The organism is Bacillus sp. B2-WWTP-C-10-Post-4 (genome assembly GCF_009183805.1).
GTDB classification, from domain to species: Bacteria; Bacillota; Bacilli; order Bacillales; family Bacillaceae_G; genus Bacillus_A; species Bacillus_A cereus.
In genome coordinates, this window is record NZ_WEII01000037.1 from 1 (window position 1) to 20,953 (window position 20,953).

Genomic DNA, 20,953 nt, shown 5'->3' on the forward strand with positions numbered 1-20,953 from the left:
AATATAATGTATTAATCCTAAAAGAAGGGAGGAATAGCCATGCAATTAGTTTGTTTTAAAATAGTAAGTGGTCAATATTTCTTATTTGTAGAAGGTATTCAAATTCCTGTACCAATTCCAGCAGTTGCTGCAGCTTTATTAATTGGTTTAGGAGTAATTCCACTTTGTTCTTAATGTAAAGAATTCGGACCATTCCTATCTTTCCATTGGAAAAGCCTCAAGTATATGAATACTTGAGGCTTTCTTTATATCAGAGAAAAAACACCTTACAGCGCTTGAAGATCTCCTGATTTAATTAATGCGGCCGTTACATCATCACCGAAAGTATTGAGACAGAATACTTGCTCGTCTACCTTATCCATCACTGTAGCTTCACCTATCTTGCCACTTTGAAGTTTAATAAAATAGTTATGTTCTTCTACAATTTTACTAAAATCTCTATTTGCCCATCTTTCAGTAATTGCTAATAGCTCTTCTTTGTTCTTGAAATTGTTTCCGTTTAGAATATTTCTTACTTTCTCTGCATTCTTTTTGGACATAGGGGTTGCTCCCTTTCCTTCACACGCTTTTACTTTTTGATGAGTCATGCTATGCATAGCTGAAATAACTTCTTCTTCAGTAGAAGTTACTGTAATGTGAAGTTGTGCATTTGAACCTTTCACTTCTGCTTCATTCGATAGTATGTCTTCTTTATTAACCTCTGCAAAAACATGGTCCTCACCCTTAAGCGGGACTTCAGCAAACTGTAATATTCCATAAGTCATACCAGTTGCAAGTACTACTCCCCCTATAATAGATGCTAGCCAATACTTTAGCTTCTTATCCATCTTCATTTCCCCCGTCTTCGTTTACATATCTTAACTAAAGAATACCATATTTAATTCCTTTTTATTGAAGAGTCTCTAATTTCTACTATTTAAAAATATTCTCATCGTCTAATGTAATACGATATAATCATTTTATAATACAAAAAAAATCATATTCTCATTCCCTATTTTTTTGGAGGTGATTGTCTTGAATAAAAACATCAATCTACTTCTTCAAATAATAATTGGAATTATAATTATGATTGCACCTATTCTCATAACAGGATCTATATACGATGTCACTAAATCATTTGGTGAACTATTAGTGGCAGAACTTATTATAAGAACACTTTCTCTCATTATTGGACTTTTAGTTATTAGCACAGCTTTGCATCGTTATTCTCAATAATTATTCATGTTCAAAAAATACAAATATTTTACATACCAATTCTTATGTATTAAGACATCAAAAACAAGTGTTACGAAAAAAATATAAAAAAGACATCTTTTTTAGGGAAAGATGTCTTTTTTATATAAACCTTAATGTGCGTTCTGTAAAACCCTCGCTGCCTTTACTCCCTTTTTCTCTTCTTTTAAAAATAACGATATGATAAACGCAACAATTATAAAGACTAGCCCAAGTGTAAATGCACCTTGGAATCCGGATGTTAAACCGTTTAACTTCTCTACTGGATCCATTGGATTTGCGGAACTTTCCATATAGCTAGCTGTTCCTGAAGACATTTTCGAAATAAAGATAGCTGTACCAATTGCGCCAGCTACTTGTTGCAGTGTACTAAACAGTGCTGTTCCGTGCGGATATAAATCTGGTGTTAATTGATTTAAGCCGTATGTTTGTGCTGTCATAACAAACATGAGTCCAACCATTAATACGCTATGCATGACAATAATTTGTACCATTGATGTATCAGGAGTAATGCCTTTAAATAAGAACATTGCTATCCCCACTAACACAATACCGGGAACGATAATAACTTTCGGACTAAATTTATCAAATAGTTTACCTGCGATTGGTCCCATTATGGCGCTAATAACACTTCCCGGAAGCATGATGATTCCTGATTTAAAAGCTGTAACGAGTAAAACTGTTTGCAGGAACATCGGTAATAAAGTCATCGTTGAAAATAACGACATCATCACAATGACGATTAATCCAACTGATAATGTAAACATCGGGACTTTAAATGCGCGTAATTCTAAAATTGGATTCTCAATTTTCAATTGTCGAAAGACAAAAATACATAATGAGATAAGCCCAACAAGTAAAGTGCCATACACTTTCGCATCGGGCCATCCTAAGTCACCTGATGCACTAAAGCTATACACAAGTCCGCCAAATCCGAGTGTCGATAAAAGGATAGATGGATAATCTACTTTTGGCCTTGTTAACTCTGAAACATTTTGAATGTACTTCATTCCAATCATAATGGAAATGATCACGACAGGAATAACAATATAGAATAACCAGCGCCAATTTAGTGAGTCTACGATTACTCCAGATAATGTAGGACCAATTGCCGGAGCTGCCATCATCACAAGTGCGATTAATCCCATTGTGGCACCACGTTTTTCAGGTGGACAAATGATTAAAATCGTATTCATTAATAACGGTGTAATTAATCCCGTCGCTACAGCTTGGACGATACGGCCGACTAATAAAACAGAAAATGTCGGTGCGGATCCCGCAATTAATGTACCAGCTAAAAACGTTACCATAGCGATCAAAAACATTTGTCTCGTTGTGAGCCATTGCTGAAGTAACGCTGTAATTGGAACTAAAACCCCAACTACTAACATGTACGCTGTAGAAAGCCATTGAATCGTTGAAGCTGTTACGCCAAATTCTTTCATTAATACTGTTAACGCATTACCAAGTAATGTTTCATTTAATAATGCAACCATTGCCCCTAAAAGTAATGCAATTAAAATAGGGGTATGTTTCATATTAGAAGTATCAACTTTGCCACTTGCTGGGCTCTTAGTTGTCATATTCATTTGCAAATTCTCCTCCTGTTTCTTACTAAAAAACTTTAAATACACCAGAACACATGTAATATAATATACATATGTAGATTAAAAAGGGAGAATCAATTTTCAGCCACTGTATATTTAATCTACAAAAAAGGAGAATTGTAGATGAACGATAATGAAAAACAAATTGATTTACGTATTAGACGTACACATAAATTACTATGGGATTCCTTATTTGAATTAATGACACAATCAAAACAGAAATATAGTACGATCACAATTAACCAAATATGTGAACGCGCGATGGTACACCGAACAACCTTTTATAAACACTTTGAAGATAAAGATGCTTTATTAGCATTTGGATTTAAACGATACAGCAAGATGATTGCTGAAATACCCGTTTCAGATCGATTAAGTAAACCATTTCAAGTAATGGAACAATTTCTACACCATGAAGAAATCGGTAAAATATTAGAAACGCAAATGTCTGATGAACAATTTATTAACCGGACACAGTATTTAAGTCACGAAACGAGAAAACAAGAAATAGAAGCGTTACATCAACTGCGCAAAAATCATACGATGCCAAATGATTTAATCATTGATTTTTATTCAGGGGCAATCACCTCATTAAGCGCATGGTGGTTTAAAAATGAAAGAAAAGTTTCTGCTGCTGAAATGGATAGGTACCTCCACCAACTTATTAACAGGGATATTTTTCAGTTTGAAGAGGAATAAGACTACACCTGTTCAATCATGCAATAAAGTGAAACTTTAATCAGTGGGGGGTTTTGTTCATCCCCCGCTGATTATCAGCCCTCACCAATCGGACTTTTACGGACAGCCCGACCCCCACCTAACTTCTTTGCTTCCACTGAATTTTGAGATGGGGGTCTTACTGCCCGTTAAAGCGGGATCAAATTGACCACAAAATAGGAATATGATATATTTTCCGTAGAATACTATATAAGTATGACATCAAATAAAATGGCATATAATAAAAAGAAGAGATGCGCTAACATCTCTTCCTTAACTGCTACCGTATAGGGTGGTGGTTATTACACGTTACTATTTTTTACGAAACCCACCCTTTTGCTTCCTACGGCGCGGAGTGGGGTTTTTGTTGTCCTTATCCAGAAGTTGCTTCCGCAAAAAATACGCTGAAACTTCACGTACAGTCGCTTTTACAAATTCTTTTACAAGGTCAAACAAAAACTCCATATTATCACCCCCTTTCCTTCCAAATGGAAAGAAGGGATAACCACCCACCCTCACAATATGCAGTTACATATATTTTATCAAATGATTGTAAAGATATTATGTAAACCAAACAAATGAAATTTCACATAGAAAAAAAGCCCTTCTAAACCGGGCTTTTCTATCACCATTATTTAGCGATCTTCTTCAAATCCGAACTTTCTATAACTGAAAGCATATTCACCTTTTATTAAGACGGACCATAACCAATAAAATGAGCAATTATAACTGCTATTAAACCGATTGAGTATTCAATTAGAATTAAAGGAAGAATCCACCTGGCCCACCTTGTCCATGAAATTCCTGCAATTGCTAATCCAGCCATTAGCGTACCACCTGTCGGAAAAATAATATTTCCAATACCATCCGCGAATGAAAAGGATAATACAGCTGTTTGGCGTGTAATGTCCAATAAATCTGCAAGTGGCGCCATGATAGGCATTGTCAACATTGCATGACCACTACCTGATGCTAAAATAAAATGAATCGCTACTTGGAAGTTGTACATTCCAACAACACTTAAAAAAGGAGAAATATGTTCCATTCCTTCCGACACTTGATACAGTAGTGGGTCTATAATATGCCCTTGATTCAAGACAACTAAAATAGCGCGTGATACACCAATAATTAAAGCTCCCCCGATTAAAGATGCCGATCCTTGTGTAAAAGATTCTACTGTATCATCAAGAGATATCTTGCCAAGAATTGCAATGATTATAGTTAAAATAATAAATAAGGCTGCAATTTCTTTTATATACCACTCGTACTTAATAACACCAAATACAAGAATAATATAATTGATTAAAAAGGCCGTTAATATCCATTTATGTCTTTTTGTTAACTCTACTTTCGCTGTTAATAGGCTGTCTTGCTCATTTGTATCGAATTTTCCGTAAATTCCGCTTGCAGGATCCCTCTTTACTTTCATCGCATGACGATAAACGAATGTAACCGCAATTACATATATGACTACGAATAAAACGAGGCGGAACCCCATCCCCGAATACATAGGAAGACCCGCTATCCCTTGCGCAAGCCCAACTGTAAACGGATTCATAATTGCCGTTGTAAATCCAACAGACGCTCCTACTAGTACCATCGCAGTTCCTGTTATCGTATCAAATCCAACCGCAAGAGCTAGCGGAATAAATAAAGGTACATACACTAAAGCTTCCTCCGCCATTCCCATTAATGATCCGCCAAGCGCAAAGAACAGCATGATAATAGGAATCATTAACTTTTCACGGTTAGCAAGTTTTTTTGCCATCGTTGAAACAAGAGCCTCAACTGTACCGGATGCCTTTAATACACCAAAAAAACCCCCAATAATAAGAATAAAAAAGATAATATTAGCAGCTTCTACCATCCCTGTAGGAATAGATTTTACCGTATCAAAAAATCCAAGTGGCGTTGATTCAATCCATTTAAATGAATTTGGATCTACTGTTGTATACCCATTTTTTTCAATCTGTTCATATTTTCCGGCCGGCAATATATGTGTAATAACAGCTGCAATAACTAGCAAGACAAGTAACATTGCAAATACGTTTATTTTCCATTCTTTTCTTTCCTTTTTTTCTTCTGGCTCGAATGAAACTGCCTTCTCTGATACTTGACTCATATACCAATCCCCTTTGCAATAAAGTGAAACTTTGATCAATGGGGGGGTCGTTCATCCCCCACTGATTATTACTTTTCCGGGCAGCCGGCAGTCTGGTTTCCCCACAACCATGACATACCAAGCTATCCACCAATTCTTTTATTTATAACACGCTATGATTTAACTACCTTTTTACTAATTTCATTTACAAATTGGTTAAATAAACGCTGCTGCAAGACATCTTTTTCCGACATCATTTCTGGATGCCATTGAACGGCTGCTACATAACGATGAGCTTTCGATTCAATAGCCTCTATTACACCATCAAAGGACCATGCGCTCGCCTCAAAATCTTTCCCCAGTGTTTTCACTGCTTGATGGTGAAAAGAATTAACCATTAAAGATTTTTGGCCAATAGCCTCATAAATTTTCCCCTCTTCCAGAAGATCTACAGAATGAGAGCCTTGCCATTTACGGAACTGCTCCCGAGCATGGAAATATTCTGGTCCCATCTCGTGCTCTAAGTCTTGATAAAGAGAGCCACCAGCTGCAACATTTAATACCTGTAATCCTCGGCAAATTCCTAAAATAGGAATATCTTTTTCTAAAGCCTGCTTTGCCAAATTTAATTCAAAATTATCTCGTTCTTCCTCTACAGTGCCTATATATGATTTTGGAATATCACCGTAATAAACTGGATTGATGTCCGCGCCACCAGCCAATAACAATCCATCTAATTGATTAAGTGTGGACTCAATTTGATCAACTTCCTCAATTGGAAGTAGAACAACCGTTGCACCTGCCCTTTGAAGTGAACGGATGTAGTCATAAGAAAAGAGAGCCATATCTTGACCTGGTAGCCCTCGCAAGCCCTCCTTCCCTATTTCACTATGATCAACATAATACCCAGTAACACCAATTAGTGGTTTCATTTTCTCTCACCTCATAATTTAAATGGTTTCGTTGTCTTTCTCTGCTGAAATTGTATACTCTTAACCTCCCTTTTCTAGCAAGTGGTAAAGAATTAAATATGTAAATTACGACTCTACTCATTTCATTATTTCTTTACACACCATTGATACAAGCAAATATCGTGCCAACATTAAAATTAAAGTGATTATTTACATATTTTTAAATATTTTGTCGTTTTATCGGTGTTTACTATGCTGAAATGTATTATAATTGGTTATTAATTGGTTACATAATGACCAATTAATAACCAACTTTAGACCAATTCCATTCAACTAAAGAGGTGCTCTATGAACAAATTTGAAACCAACCACATTGTATTGATCACCGTTTTAAAAGAAACACGAAAAGCCCTACATCAACAACTAACGGAGATGGTAGGTGATCTCATAGATATCGAAAGTTTTTCTGTAGAAGAAAGTATTCCAAAAGTATTTCATTCTACATTAATTGTGTTACCTAATACATTTACGATAGAAACGGTGAAAGACTTTATTGGGGAAAACTGCGAAGTAATAATAGCAAAACGAACATTAAATTATGAAAACGTAGACCAGCTTTTATTTTTACCAGAAGGAACACAAGCCCTATATGTGAATGATAATCATGAAACAGTATACGAATCAATTGAAACGATGCGTCAATTAGGGCTGAACCATATTGAATATGTCCCATACTATCCTGGAAAAACGAATATACAAATGAACAAGCTCGCAATCACACCTGGCGAACTTGAAATTATCCCTGATTTTGTAGAAAAAGTAATTAATATTGGTCATAGATTAATAGATATTACTACAATCATGTCCATTCTAGATCGGTTTCATTTAATGGAGGAATCAGGTAACCACGTTTCTGAGAGATACTATCGAAAAATAGTAGATTTAACAAAGAATTTAGCTAAAGCTCATCGACAACTTCATCAAGTTATTGATGGTGTTGGTGATGGCATACTAGCTATTGATTATGAAGGAAGAATTGTTGTCTTTAATGAATTCTTAGAAAGCATGCTGAAAATAAAAAGTAAAAACGCTATTGGTCATCCGATTGATGCCATTATTGATAATATTGATTTAGTAAACTTCATCCTTTCAAATAAGCAACAAGAAAGCGGAATATTTGTTGTAAACGGCTTGGATGTAATAGTGGAACGTCTACATATAAATGATCAATCAATTATTGTTACTTTCAGAAATGCCCTTAAGACCATCGGATTTGAACGGAAATTGAGAAAAGAATTTGTCAAAAAAGGTTATGTAGCAAAATACAATTTTCATAACATCGTTGGGATTAGCTCTACGATCCAAGACACGAAACAAATTGCCAAAAGGTTAGCTAAGACTGATTTAACTGTATTAATTGAAGGTGAAAGTGGTACTGGAAAAGAGTTGTTTGCAAGTGCTATTCATAATGCTTCCCAGCGAAATAGCGGCCCTTTTCTTGCCGTTAACTTCAGTGCTTTATCGGATGATTTAGTCGAGAGTGAATTATTTGGTTATGAAGACGGAGCGTTTACCGGAGCAAAAAAGGGCGGGAAAATGGGACTATTTGAACAAGCAAATGGTGGCACTATTTTTTTAGATGAGATTGGAGATATTAGCCTGAAACTTCAAGCACGACTACTTCGAGTATTGCAGGAAAAAGAGATTATGCGTGTTGGCGGAAGCCAAATTATCCCGATAGACGTCCGAATTATTGCAGCAACCAATAAGGATCTACTGAAAATGATTCAAGAAAATATGTTTAGAGAAGACTTATACCATAGGCTTAAAGTACTCTTTATACACCTTCCCGAATTAAGGGCGCGCCGAAATGACATTGAATTATTAGCTAAACATTTTGTCGCACTATCGGACCCTAAAGTCAAAATTGAACAAGAACTAATTGAAGAACTGCAAGGATATCCATGGTACGGAAATGTACGAGAACTTAAAAATACGATAGATTATATGCTTGCTGTCCGTACCGGAAACCAAATAACAAAAAATGATTTGCCTAATCAACATTATTTTCAAAAGCCTCCACATAAGAAAACAAATAGCGATCAGGCAGAAAATATTAAACCCTTTTCTTCAAATTCAAACGCTCTTGATCAAGAATCACTTTTCATCCTTACCCTTATCATGAATTATGAAGAAAAAGGAAAGGCAATCGGACGAAGAATTATTTCTGAAAAGAGCCAAGAAGTCGAAATGAAATTAACTGAGGCACAGGTTAGACACCGATTGAACTTCCTGAAGATGAAAGGGTATGTGGAAATAAAAAAAGGTAGAGCAGGGATTCATTTAACAAGAAAAGGGTTGGAGATTGTACGTAGTCTTTAGTCAAGGTTCGGATTTTCAGGTACATAGAGGCTGTTTTATAAACAGCCTCTTTTTTTTATGGAATAAAACGTCGATAAATTTAAGTTAAAAATATTCAGAATTAATATTAAAATGAATAATGGGGATAGGGGTATGGGCTTATAAAATTTATACATAACGAGGGAATAGAAATGAAACTACAATTAAAAGCGGATTTAATGTTACTACTAGTTACATTTTTTTGGGGTGCATCCATCCTACTTACAAAACTTGGACTTGATGGCATAGAAGAATATAATTTAATCGCATTACGATTTATTATCGCTTTTCTTTTATCAGGTTTAATATTTTACAAACATTTATTTAAGATCGATTTTAAAACTGTAAAATATGCATTTATACTCGCTTCTGTCTTATTTATCGTTTACATTTTCGCGACTTTCGGTACAAAGTATACGAGTGTTTCTAATGCTGGTTTCCTACTATGTCTCACAGTCATTTTCATTCCAATATTATCAGCTATATTTTTAAAACACATTCCGGAAAAGAAAGTGATAGTAGGGATCATTTTAACGATAATAGGAATCGGCTTATTAACATTAACGAGCGAATTCAAAATCGGTAACGGCGATATATTTTGCATACTGTCTGCACTGTTTTATGCGATCCACGTCATCATTACTGGAAGTGTAACGAAACATGTGAATTCCATTGCACTTGGAGTAGTGCAACTCGGCTTCGTCGGCCTATTTAGTCTTATTTTTTCATTCATTATCGAAACGCCAAAACTGCCTAGCACAACCAACTCATGGCTCATCATTCTAGCCTTAAGCATATTTTGCACCGCAGTCGCATTCATCGTGCAAGTTATTGCCCAGCAATACACGACGCCTACACATACAGGACTTATCTTCTCATTAGAACCTGTCTTTTCCGCAGGCTTTGCTTTCGTCTTCACAGGTGAAACGCTGACAGGAAAAGGATACTTAGGGGCTACGCTTATATTGTTGAGTGTGCTAATTGCTGAGTTAGATTTTAAGAGTTTGTTGAGGTCTAATTATAAGAAGAATATAGAATAAACATTTCACTATGATCAATAAACATACCCCAGAAAAATATGAGTTTATATTATTTTCATTCTCTTCACTTAGATTTTCTTTTTAGATGCTATCTTCAAACAAGGTAGCATCTAAAAAATGTTAAAAGGAATCTCTCCTTAGTATCTTCTTATACTTGATGTAGTTTGCATACTTGACCTTTTCTACGTTCTTTAATTACTTACTGAATATAGTCATACAGATTTTTCGCTAACAATAAACAAGTTACTGTAATGAAAAGGGCACGAACATACCCGCTTCCTTTTTTTATAGCAAATTTGGAGCCAACAATCCCTCCAGCAATTTGAGCAATCCCCATTATAAAACCATATGCATAGTTTACTTGCCCTACATACATAAACATCAACAATGCACCAACATTACTTCCTAAATTAAGAAGCTTCGCATTACCTGCTGCTTTTAAAAAATCATATCCAATAAATAAAAGAGAAAACATTAAAAACGAGCCTGTTCCAGGACCTAGAAATCCATCATAAAAACCAATAGCAAAAACAAAGAAAGTAAAAATAATGACGTGTCGACCAGACAATTTCTTATGAGTGGAAATACTACCCCAATCCTTTTTGAATATCGTATAAATAGCGACCGCACCAAGCATAATCAACATCAATGGCTTCAGTACTTCTGGATTCATTAAATGAACGGTCCATGCCCCTATTATGGAACCTATGAAAGTGAGCGGAACTAATTTAAACGCCGATTTCAAATCAAGATTACCAGAACGATAAAACACAATATTACTAGTTGCACTTCCCATTGTCGACGCTAGTTTATTCGTAGCTACTGCACTTGCTGGATTCAGTCCTGTAAATAATAAAGCTGGTAAAGCAATGAGTCCACCACCACCTACAACTGAATCAATAAATGCAGCTACGAATCCAAAAACAATCAAAATCATTAATACAGATGGGTCTAAATAAAAATCCATACTATTAACCTCCCCTTTAGTCACTATTCGAATAGTAACTAATAATTTGCTAAATGTAAACAGTTATTGTAACGTTAAAATATAAAGTGAAACTTTAATCAGTGGGGCCACTGATTATTAGTTGACCCAATCGGGCTTTTACGGGCAGCCCGACCCCCACCTAACTTCTTTGCTTCCGCTGAATTTTGAGGTGGGAGTCTTACTGCCCGTTAAAGCGGGATAAAAGCAAACATCGGAGGACGAAAAAAGTGGACTACATAGTGCAACAGCTTAAAAAAATTGGTTTCAATGAATATGAAGCTAAATCTTATGTATCTCTTGTTAAACAAGGGCCTGTCACAGCCTACCAAGTGAGTAAGGATTCGGGTGTCCCAAGAGCGCGAATTTATGAGATTTTAGGTAACCTTGTAGAAAAAGGAATTGTCATGAAGGAAGAAATAAATGACACCACTCGCTATTCACCTCTACCTGTTGAAATCTTTTTACAGAAGGCGCAAACAGAATGGCAGTCTACTTACGAAGGAATAAGTGATTCATTAAAAAAACTAGAAACTTCCGAGGAAAAAACGGATAATCGAGTGATTACTTTAAAAGACAATCAAACAATCATTAGCTATTGTCAGGCATTAATAAAAAAAGCAGAACGACGTATTGTCATTTCAATGTGGGATGAGATGTATGAAGCGTTAAAAGAAGATCTATCTGAAGTAGCTGATAAAGTTACAATACAAGGTATTACCCTGCATGTTGAAAACCCAATTAAAAATCTAGAAGCCCATCGTATAACACCTTATACAGAAACCTTGTCTACAGAACATTGGTTTATTGTATCGATAGATTCTAAAGAGATGATTTATGGACCATCACTTGAAGAGCGTAATATTGCTTTTTATACAGATGACCCCGTTCATATATACTTATTAGAGGATTATGTATGGCATGATGTTTTAGTAAATCGACTCGTCCGACGTAGCCAAGATGACTTGCAGCAATGGATTACTGCAGAGAGAAGATCTTTCTTTATGGGGAAATGAGGAACATATTCAAGAGCAAACCAAAAGATTTGCGTATTAAACCTAACAACTTCTCCGTACAAAAATAGCCGACTATTATATAATAAATATTCGGCTATTTTTGTATAAATTTATACAGAGGCTGCCATTACCCCAGCGATTAATGAGATAAACGCTTCTCCCACTCTTTTACCTTTTCAATTGTTACATCTAATTTTTTAGCTATTTCTTCTACACTCATTCCTTTAAAGAGCATTCCAGCTGCCGAAAGTGCTTTATCAATTTCTTCTTGCTTCTCTTGCTCATATAAACGACCTACTTTTGTCATCCGTAACCACTCCTTTACCTTTTTCGCGTAGTCTTCATCAATAAATTTATCTGTAGCTACAAGAATCCCAGCAATAACTTGAATTTGTTCTTGCTCATCGGAGATACACTTTGCTACTTCTATCGTTTTTTCAATTAAAATTTGTCTTTTCTCTCTACTATGCATAAGTGGTACAAGTATTAATTTCATGGTTTCTTCATCCGTCAAAGATTTTCCTTCTTCCATTTTTCTAATAATCTTTTGAAGAATGGCATCACCATTGTATTCATTTAGTAAAACCGCTTTAGAATTTAAACGTATACTACATACATCTATTTCTTCTATAGGATTCATTACCTCACTTGTATAAATAACTACGATTCGAATATCCGGTAACTCTTTCCTCTTATTATAGTAACGATACATAATTTGATTCGCATAATCCATATACTTCAAATGGTTTTCGAGGAAACGGGTATTACTTTCATACTCTAACATTAAAATTGAACCATCTTCCATTTCAAATAAAGTATCTGAGCGCCTTTGATCTGCACGAACTCTCGAAAATTCATTTAGCAACAATTCTTTTATTCTTGGATAACCTTTTAACCCATATGCTTCAAGCCCTTTATCCCTATAACATTCACTTAAAAACTTCATCAGAATATCTTTATTATGATAAGAAATATCATTCCCTGCCAATAGCTAATCCCCCTTAACTATTAGTTACCATTTTCTTTATTATATAACTTATAAAATTAGCGTTACAACTTTGGTTCACATGCACATGCTATTTTCAAAACACCTTCCTCTCACTACTTCTCCCTCTCCACAAACCGCCCAAACTCCTTCAAAAACCTCAGCTTAAAACTCCCCACAGGCCCATTCCGGTGCTTTGCCACATGAATCTCCGTCATCTCTTTCTGCTTCGTTTCCTTATCGTAATAATCTTCGCGATACATAAGCATAATGACATCCGCATCTTGCTCAATTTGTCCCGTCTCTCTTAAATCAGATAAAAGCGGACGCTTATCTTGCCGCGACTCTACAGAACGAGATAACTGTGATAACGCTACTACACAAACATTTAACTCACGTGCTAATACCTTAAGCTTACGAGAAATCTCACTAATCTCTTGAAATCGATTGCCCTTATGCTTCGAATCGCCTGTAATAAGCTGCAAATAATCTACAATGACTAAAAGCTTTTTATCACCGTGTTTCCTCTTTAACTTACGAGTTTGCATCCAAATATCTTGTACCGTAACGCCTGCATTGTCGTAAATCTCAAATGGCAACTCACCAATCTCCGCAAACGCCTTACTTACCTTCTCCCAATCTTCCATCGCAAAACGATGCTTCGGATTTTTCAGCCTACCTCCTGACACTTCGCCTACGCAAGAAGCCATCCTTTTTAACAATTGCTTACTACTCATCTCTAACGAAAACAATCCAACCGCCGCTCCAGACTTCGCCGCATGCAGTCCAACATTAAGCGCAAACGCAGTCTTCCCCATAGAAGGACGCGCACCAAGAACGACAAAATCACCTTCCTGCAATCCGCACGTCATTTTATTTAACGATGTATAACCAGTCTCAATACCAGTAATCTCCTTTACATCTTGATGAAGCTCCTCATACAAATCAACTAACGCATCCTTCAAATCAAACTCACATACAGAGTCTTTCTCCTCTAACTCACAAAGTGCCGTAATCGTCTCACCGATAACTTTCTCACTCTTCTCCGCAATAAGACGCTCCCCCATCTTGTGCCCGAGAACACCAGCCTGATACATTTTCCAGGCACCTCGAACAAGCCCCTCATAATAAGAGAAGTTGGCAGTTGTAGGCACACTATCCATTAACCCTATAAAATACTCCATTCCCCCGATCCCCTCTAAAAACTTCGGATCTACCCTAGAAATGAACGTCACAAGATCAATCGGTTGCCCCTCTTCTTCCATTTTTCGCATTAACTGAAATATAGACTTATGCACTGACAGAGAAAAATACTGCTCCGTCAAACGGCACTCCTTAATAAGCTCTCCATCAAGTAATAGAGAACCTAACACCGTCTTTTCCGCCTCCACATTTTGAATACTCATGGACGCCACCCGCGCTCCGCTAAAAAGCGCTGCAACTCCTCCTCAGATGGCGCATTCTTCTCCCACTCCTCACACCTCGCCAAAAACTCCTCCGTCTCCCCCGTACTAACAGACAACTCCTTCTTCCGAAACTTAGCCGTATCCGCCTCAACCTCACACACTTTCGTAAACCCTTTCCCGTGCCATCCTCTCAAAATCCCCTTCACATAAGCAATCGTCCGCTTATTATTCTCAAACGCAATTTGAAGCGCCTTCAGCACAAGATCCTCAGACAAATCATCCATCCACGCACTCAGTTCCTCCACAGTATGAGGAGACAAACTACCAAAATGTTGCTCATAAAAAGAAAACACACGACTTCCCGTTTCTTCCTCTATAACCTCTTCTTCCGCCTCTGTCTCCTCACAAACTGGCTCAACATCATCCACAGCCAAATCACTCGGTATACCGAAATGCGCTAAAAGCATCGGAACATTCAGCTCCTCCTCTACGCACTTCTGAAGAAACATATGTACAAACTCCTTATTCTTCACACCCTTCAGCTCACGAAGCACACACTTCTCCACATTCGTATTCGTCACAGGGTTATAACGAAGCCAATTCAAAACGAATAACTCCCGTGTATCCGCATCATACAGAATCTTCCCATAATCAATGAAGCGCTGCACAAGCTTATCAACAGTCTCCCGATTATAACCCGTCTCCATCTCAGCTAACCGCTTCGGAAAAGGAAAAATCCCGCACTGCGTCGTCTTCGAACAAGTTAATAAATAAACATAAAAATACCGCTCCTCCGGCGTCAAATCCAAAACAAAATCATCCTGCCAAAAATTCACCTGCACATTACGATACACCGCCATCAAAGTTCCTCCCGTCTCCGTTCAAATGTAAAAACCTCTTCATAATATATATGGGAGGATGGCCGGGTTTTTGGCGTGTTATTTCAAATTTTTTTTCGACTCCTACTACGGTGTTTGTTGGTGTTTTTGTTTTGTTGTGTTTTTTCTTAGTGATTTATTACTTGGTAGGGGCTTGTAAGGGGCTTAGGAGGGGCTAGTTATCGGTCTACTTCGATTAGAAAGACCCATCTCCACATTCTACTTAAACCAATTAAATGAATCCACAAATCTAATAAAAAACATATTAAATTCCAATAAAAAAGACCATATCAAAAGCATACTCCGATGTCATTTTGATACAGCCCCATCTATATTCGCTTAATAATTTTAGAAACATAAAGATATTAAAAATTTAATATACCTACAAAACATTACCGTCCTTTATATAATCATAGATCTTATTATCAATTGATTTCTCCATAATCATATTCATCGTAACAACAGGTAGTTCTTTTCCATTTTTATCTTTCATTTCAGTTTGTTCTACACTTGCTTTATCAGGTGTCGCTTTTCCTAAATAGTAAAAGTCGCTTCCCTCGTCATCATCTTTTTTCACAAAAATATGGACGTCAATATTATTTTCTTTAGCATCAATAATTGTTTGAACTTCCTTTGATTTTAATGTTCTATTACTTCTTGTATACCATTTAAGAACATCTTGATTAAGGAATTCATCACCGTAGTCCACACTGGATTCTACCTCATCATTTTTATGGTATGTGATAAATATTGGACAAGTATAGTACTTTGTCTTATAACCATACATAGTTGAGCTCTCGTCATTATGCCAATTTAAAAGTTTACACACATCTTTTCTTGAGTATTTTTTATATACAGTAAGGTTACTATCACACTCATAGTTTTTGCTCTTTTTCCTTGCACTTTTAATAATGTCCATAACCATACGCTTAAAGTATTGATTTTGTTCTAAGCTTTTTCGGATAGAATCATTAAACATATACATCTTATCGTCCTGTAAAGAGAGAATTGGCTTTTCTCCATATTTCTTTTGACTGTTTTGTGAGAAAAACTCTAATTCAAAAATTCGTTGTACTGAAGTAATCGTTTCATCATCTGTTAAGCAATTAGATTCTTCAAGTTGTTTTATATACTCATCCTTATCAACTTTTTCTTGCTTTAATAATAAGTCTAACAAAACGATTTCGTTTTTACGTTTTCCATTCAATACTTCCAATGAAAACATCGTTAAAACTTTATTTTCGTACTCTGTTAATGCAGGGACATCTTCTTTCATTTTCAATAAGAACTGATAATAGTTCGAATATCCTTCTGCAAGTACAACTGGATCAATAGAATGGTTTACTATAAAGTCATATAGATATGGAGTTCTTCCTATTCTATTTTTCAACTCAGCAAAAGCTTCCTTCAATACTTTCATTGCTGTTAAATTACTATTGTTAATCGCTTTAAAGATCTGCTTTTTCGCTATCTCTTCAAAGTTAACTGTTGAAATACCTTTAATATAACTCGTGTCATTTGTATATCTACGTATATTATCTTTATTTTGTGATCTATCTCCTGAAAGGGCAATCGGAATTAAATAGTTATTTTTATAGTTTCCAATAAAATCAATAATCGTAACAAAATCTTTCGAATCGTGTTTTCGAAGTCCACGCCCTAACTGCTGTATAAAGATAATGCTTGATTGAGTTTGTCTCAACATAACAACTTGGTTCACACTCGGAATATCAATACCTTCATTAAAAATATCTACTGTTAAAATATAATCCAGTATGCCATTTTCTAATTGATTCACCCGCAGTTCTCTTTCCTCTTGGGAATGATCGCCGGTTAATGCAAATGTGCGAAAACCTCTATTATTTAAGGCATGTGATAATTGTTCTGCCTCATCTTTTCGGCTGCAAAACATTAGTCCTGTTACTTTCTCACCAGAAAAACCATAATATTTTACTTTTTCAACTATATGATCTACTCGTTCTTCCGTAACAAGTTTAGATAAAACAGTAGTGTCATCTATCTTTTTACCATTATATTCAAAATCAGTTACTCCAAAATAATGGAAAGGACAAAGCATATCTTCTTCAAGTGCTTCTTGCAATCGAATTTCATAAGCAATGTTGTAATCAAATAGCTCATAAATATTAAAATTATCTGTACGTTCAGGTGTAGCGGTCATTCCCATTAAAAATTTCGGTTTAAAATAATCAATAACTCTATGATAAGAACCAGCACCTGCTTTATGAACTTCATCTATTAAAATATAATCAAATAACCCAGGATCAAATTGCTGTAAATTTTCTTCTTTTGAAATGGTTTGGATCGTCGCAAATAAATATTTAGCATTTATTTGTTTATTTGACCCTGATAAAATTCCAAAGTCCTCATCTATCCCACCAAGAACTTTTTGAAAATCGGATTTCGCTTTATTTAATATTTGCTCTCGGTGAACAATAAATAACATCCGTTTAGGTGCAAAATTTCTGACATCAAATGCTGAAAGATATGTCTTCCCCGTTCCTGTTGCAGAGATAACTAAGCCTTTTTCTTTTCCGGCGTCTCGAATAGCTTGTATTTCTTGTAACGCAGCTTGTTGCATTTTATTTGGGGTAATTTTCAAAGCTTCTTCAATTGAATTGTGATATTGACCAGGTAATTCTATAACTCGATCTAGTAACTTATTTTCTGCAGCTTGCTCATATATTGTTTCGTAATTTGCAATCAACTCTTCGGTTAATACTTGAGAATGCTCCCAAACTTCTTCAAATTGGTTTTTAAAATGCTGTACAATCTCTCCATCTTCATGCGATGTTAACTTAACGTTCCATTCATAGTTTACCTTCAAAGCATGTGCAGTTAGATTTGAACTACCGACAATTAATGAACAATGTGTTTTATTATCAAATATGTATCCCTTTGAATGAAAACCAGATAAATTTGTTAATCTTACTTCTACATTTTCAAGTTTCATTAACTCTCTAAACACTTTTGGTGTATTAAAGTTTAAGAATGTAGATGTTAATATACGTCCTTTAACCCCTTTTTGTTTAAGATCAAGGAAATGTGATTTTAAAGTCGCTAGCCCGCTTTCTGTAATAAAAGCTACTGAGAAAATAAAAGATGTACTATTTTCTAGCTCCTCCAATAATGAGCTTAAAACATGTTCATGTTTTTTCGTATTGTTTACTAATAATTTCGGATTATATATTCCAGGATGATTATGTTTTTGATCAATAAACCCTTTATATAAAGATCCCTCTAATTTTTGAATAAAATTCTCCATATGATCACCATTTATGACAATTTTTTATATTAATTGTATTACTCACTGATTTAAAGTGCAAATTTATTACAAATATAAAAAACTATCCGTATAAAACGAATAGTTTTTTTCAAATTACTTTACAATCGATTCTTTTGATAATTTCTCAATAGTCGGGATATCCGCAGGTGCCCACTCTAAAGCTGCTAGTTCATTCGGATATAACCATTTAATTGCTACGTGCTCAGTTAGAACCGGACTTCCTTCAACAAGTTTACAATAGAAAGTTTTCAAATGAACAATACCAAAATCATACTCATAGGCTGTATAATCAATTTGCTCACCAATCTGCACGCTACAATGCATTTCTTCATCAATTTCACGCTTTAACGCCTCTTGAGGTGTTTCTCCCTCTTCTATTTTCCCACCTGGAAATTCCCACATAAGAGGTAGCGATTTAGATGGTCCTCTTTGTGCACATAAAATTTTCTCATCTTGAACAATTACTGCTCCAACAACATAAATATTTTTCTTCATTATGTCCTCCTTAAATCTCACAGAAACTCTATACTTTATGTTTCCACACTTTATAGACTGAAAAATGCCTTTTATATCTTTTAACGACTAATATATTTTTAATCAGTAAGCTAGATTTTATCTATCCCTATCTAGCCCTTTTAATACAATTAGCCTAACACTCTCATCTCTTTTATATTATATAGAAGTAACTACAAAAATAAAGCCTGATTGAATACTTCCCTCTTAAGCCTCTTTTTTCACCATTTCCTCATACCTAAAATGACACTCCTCCAAAAACCCCCTACTCTCCCCACTATCCTTATAAAAACTCTCCCACCCCCACTCCCTCAAAATCCCCTTCCAACTCTCACTCTCCACCATCTTCTTAATCACACCATCCCAATAAGCAACCTCTTCCTCCGTCATATCTTTTGGGCCCATAATGCCTTTCCAGTGCTGGAAGATGACGTTGATTCCTTGTTCTTTCCATGTTGGGATTTCTGGTAGTCGGTCTAGCCGTTTTGGTGCGGATACGGCTAGTATTTTTATTTTGCCGGCTTTGTATTGTTTTTCGGCTTCGGATAGGGTCATGGTTGCGGCGCTGATTTGTTTGTTCGTTAGGGCGTTTATGATTTTTTCTTTGTTTTCGTAGACGAAGAATTGTAGTTCGGCAGGGTTTATGCCGAATGCTTTGCTTACTTGTACGAATGATAGGTGATCGTCGTTTCCTAGGCCTGGTGCAACGCCGATTTTGAAGTTTTTCTTGTTTTGTTTTAGTTGTTCCATTAGTTGTTTTGCGTTTTCTATGTTTGATTCTTTCGAGACGACAACGACTTCCCAGTCCGATGCAAGTGTTGCGAGCGGCGTGAAGTCTTTATATGTTAGTTTACTGTGGCCTAGTAGGTTGTTCGTTATGAGTAAGCTTGAGTTAATCGCTAGTACGTGACCGCCTTTTTGTTTCGTATATTTCCATCCGACATCACCGCTGCCACCTACTTTGTTTGTAACAATGATTGGTTTTGTGAAGATTTTTTCTTCTGTTAGCGTTTTTTGCATCGCTCGTGCCGTTAAGTCCCATCCTGCTCCTTGAACGTTTGGTGCAACGATTTCTACTTCTTCTATGTTCACTTTATTCTTTTTCTTTTTTTCTACAGAACAACCAGCTATTACTCCTGTCATGATCCATATACATAGTAATAATCGTTTTTTCATAGTCCTCGTCCTATGCGATATTTCCGTTCTGGTCGTCCGATGATGCCGTATGTGTATTCTACTGTGCATTCGCCGGTCGCTACTAAGTATTCTAAATATCTTCTTGCGGTTGTTCTGGAGGCACCCATTTGTTCTCCCATTTCTTCTATTGTAATGCCCTCTTCGAATCCTTTTATAATCCCTTTCACTTTTTGCAGTGTTAACGGATCCACACCTGTCGGTAAGTTTTTTATGTCTTGTGTTTGCGAAATGCCGAAGAAGTTATCGATGAGTGCTTGATTCACTTCATTGTTACTATGTAATAATTGTTTCTTTCTTTTATAGTCTTCAATTGTGCGGACGAATTTTTCTAACGTGACCGGTTTTATAAGGTAGTTGCTTACGCCGTTTCGAATTGCTTTTTCTAGCATATGGTTTTCATTTGCCGCCGTAACCATAATGACGTCAACGTTTGGAAAGTCGGCATGGATTTTCGGCAGTAAGTCTGTTCCGATTCCGTCTGGTAAATAATTATCTAATAGAAGTAAATCGATTTCTTCCCTTTGTAGTAGTTCCATCGTTTCTTTCGCGTTCAATGCCTTTCCAATCACTTTTACGTCCTTTATTTTTGATAAAAACTCTTCCTGAATTTGCGCGACGCGGAAATCATCCTCTGCAATTGCAACCTTCAACATATGCCCA

General features: G+C 36.0%; 19 protein-coding genes. 6 read left to right on the forward strand and 13 right to left on the reverse strand.

Annotated elements, in window-relative coordinates; translation table 11 throughout:
- The first annotated feature begins 39 nt into the window (after positions 1 to 39).
- The gene (locus tag GBN78_RS30890; protein WP_001177693.1) at positions 40 to 174 is read left to right on the forward strand and encodes a hypothetical protein; all 135 of its coding nucleotides are present in this window, start codon (positions 40 to 42) and stop codon (positions 172 to 174) included.
- Positions 175 to 266: 92 nt separating this feature from the next.
- On the opposite strand, the gene GBN78_RS15835 is transcribed toward GBN78_RS30890, so the two are convergent.
- Positions 267 to 827 (reverse strand): PRK06770 family protein, encoded by a 561-nt coding sequence (locus tag GBN78_RS15835; protein ID WP_000358639.1) that lies wholly within the window; start codon positions 825 to 827, stop codon positions 267 to 269.
- A gap of 187 nt (positions 828 to 1,014) precedes the next feature.
- Here GBN78_RS15835 and GBN78_RS15840 point away from each other — a divergent pair, with 187 nt between their 5' ends.
- On the forward strand, positions 1,015 to 1,215 hold the full coding sequence (locus GBN78_RS15840) for a hypothetical protein (RefSeq protein ID WP_001038824.1): 201 nt from the start codon (positions 1,015 to 1,017) through the stop codon (positions 1,213 to 1,215).
- Positions 1,216 to 1,346: 131 nt separating this feature from the next.
- Here GBN78_RS15840 and GBN78_RS15845 read toward each other — a convergent pair whose 3' ends face one another.
- Positions 1,347 to 2,822 carry an MDR family MFS transporter gene (locus tag GBN78_RS15845; RefSeq protein WP_152127509.1) on the reverse strand — a complete coding sequence of 492 codons (1,476 nt, stop codon included), beginning with the start codon at positions 2,820 to 2,822 and terminating at the stop codon, positions 1,347 to 1,349.
- 141 nt (positions 2,823 to 2,963) lie between these two features.
- On the opposite strand from GBN78_RS15845, the gene GBN78_RS15850 reads away from it, so the two are divergent.
- Positions 2,964 to 3,539: a TetR/AcrR family transcriptional regulator gene (locus GBN78_RS15850; RefSeq protein WP_070183575.1), complete on the forward strand. Its 576-nt coding sequence runs from the start codon at positions 2,964 to 2,966 to the stop codon at positions 3,537 to 3,539.
- A 330-nt stretch (positions 3,540 to 3,869) separates the two neighbouring features.
- Here the strand turns inward: GBN78_RS15850 and GBN78_RS30215 are convergent, their stop codons facing one another.
- The 3 genes from GBN78_RS30215 to GBN78_RS15860 form a co-directional block, all read right to left on the reverse strand.
- Positions 3,870 to 4,022, reverse strand: a complete 153-nt coding sequence (locus GBN78_RS30215) for a hypothetical protein (RefSeq protein WP_044584191.1) — start codon at positions 4,020 to 4,022, stop codon at positions 3,870 to 3,872.
- Positions 4,023 to 4,248: 226 nt separating this feature from the next.
- Positions 4,249 to 5,679: a YfcC family protein gene (locus GBN78_RS15855; protein ID WP_000084615.1), complete on the reverse strand. Its 1,431-nt coding sequence runs from the start codon at positions 5,677 to 5,679 to the stop codon at positions 4,249 to 4,251.
- A 152-nt stretch (positions 5,680 to 5,831) separates the two neighbouring features.
- Positions 5,832 to 6,590 (reverse strand): gamma-glutamyl-gamma-aminobutyrate hydrolase family protein, encoded by a 759-nt coding sequence (locus GBN78_RS15860; protein ID WP_000803243.1) that lies wholly within the window; start codon positions 6,588 to 6,590, stop codon positions 5,832 to 5,834.
- Between the two features lie 327 nt (positions 6,591 to 6,917).
- On the opposite strand from GBN78_RS15860, the gene GBN78_RS15865 reads away from it, so the two are divergent.
- Positions 6,918 to 8,951, forward strand: a complete 2,034-nt coding sequence (locus GBN78_RS15865; RefSeq protein ID WP_044584189.1) for a sigma 54-interacting transcriptional regulator — start codon at positions 6,918 to 6,920, stop codon at positions 8,949 to 8,951.
- 170 nt (positions 8,952 to 9,121) lie between these two features.
- Positions 9,122 to 10,009: a DMT family transporter gene (locus GBN78_RS15870; RefSeq protein WP_044584188.1), complete on the forward strand. Its 888-nt coding sequence runs from the start codon at positions 9,122 to 9,124 to the stop codon at positions 10,007 to 10,009.
- A 199-nt stretch (positions 10,010 to 10,208) separates the two neighbouring features.
- Here GBN78_RS15870 and GBN78_RS15875 read toward each other — a convergent pair whose 3' ends face one another.
- Positions 10,209 to 10,976 carry a TSUP family transporter gene (locus GBN78_RS15875; protein ID WP_000348458.1) on the reverse strand — a complete coding sequence of 256 codons (768 nt, stop codon included), beginning with the start codon at positions 10,974 to 10,976 and terminating at the stop codon, positions 10,209 to 10,211.
- Between the two features lie 248 nt (positions 10,977 to 11,224).
- Here GBN78_RS15875 and GBN78_RS15880 point away from each other — a divergent pair, with 248 nt between their 5' ends.
- Positions 11,225 to 12,010 (forward strand): TrmB family transcriptional regulator, encoded by a 786-nt coding sequence (locus GBN78_RS15880; protein ID WP_000384620.1) that lies wholly within the window; start codon positions 11,225 to 11,227, stop codon positions 12,008 to 12,010.
- 139 nt (positions 12,011 to 12,149) lie between these two features.
- Here GBN78_RS15880 and GBN78_RS15885 read toward each other — a convergent pair whose 3' ends face one another.
- From GBN78_RS15885 to GBN78_RS15915, 7 genes are all read right to left on the reverse strand, one after another.
- Complete coding sequence (locus tag GBN78_RS15885) at positions 12,150 to 12,998, reverse strand: RpnC/YadD family protein (protein WP_000908110.1); 849 nt, start codon at positions 12,996 to 12,998, stop codon at positions 12,150 to 12,152.
- Between the two features lie 113 nt (positions 12,999 to 13,111).
- A complete protein-coding gene (gene dnaB / locus GBN78_RS15890) occupies positions 13,112 to 14,401 on the reverse strand; it encodes a replicative DNA helicase (RefSeq protein WP_044584186.1) in 1,290 nt (429 codons plus the stop codon).
- Entirely contained in the window at positions 14,398 to 15,261 is an 864-nt protein-coding gene (locus GBN78_RS15895; RefSeq protein ID WP_050964576.1) for a DnaD domain-containing protein, read from the reverse strand. Before GBN78_RS15895 ends, dnaB begins: the two co-directional genes overlap by 4 nt.
- 400 nt (positions 15,262 to 15,661) lie before the next feature.
- Positions 15,662 to 18,562 carry a DEAD/DEAH box helicase gene (locus GBN78_RS15900; protein ID WP_152127510.1) on the reverse strand — a complete coding sequence of 967 codons (2,901 nt, stop codon included), beginning with the start codon at positions 18,560 to 18,562 and terminating at the stop codon, positions 15,662 to 15,664.
- Between the two features lie 114 nt (positions 18,563 to 18,676).
- Positions 18,677 to 19,078, reverse strand: coding sequence for a (deoxy)nucleoside triphosphate pyrophosphohydrolase (locus GBN78_RS15905; RefSeq protein WP_000739608.1), 402 nt, complete (start codon positions 19,076 to 19,078; stop codon positions 18,677 to 18,679).
- Between the two features lie 225 nt (positions 19,079 to 19,303).
- Positions 19,304 to 20,272 carry a tripartite tricarboxylate transporter substrate binding protein gene (locus GBN78_RS15910; protein ID WP_152127511.1) on the reverse strand — a complete coding sequence of 323 codons (969 nt, stop codon included), beginning with the start codon at positions 20,270 to 20,272 and terminating at the stop codon, positions 19,304 to 19,306.
- Entirely contained in the window at positions 20,269 to 20,946 is a 678-nt protein-coding gene (locus GBN78_RS15915) for a response regulator (protein WP_000921550.1), read from the reverse strand. Before GBN78_RS15915 ends, GBN78_RS15910 begins: the two co-directional genes overlap by 4 nt.
- Between the last annotated feature and the right edge of the window lie 7 nt (positions 20,947 to 20,953).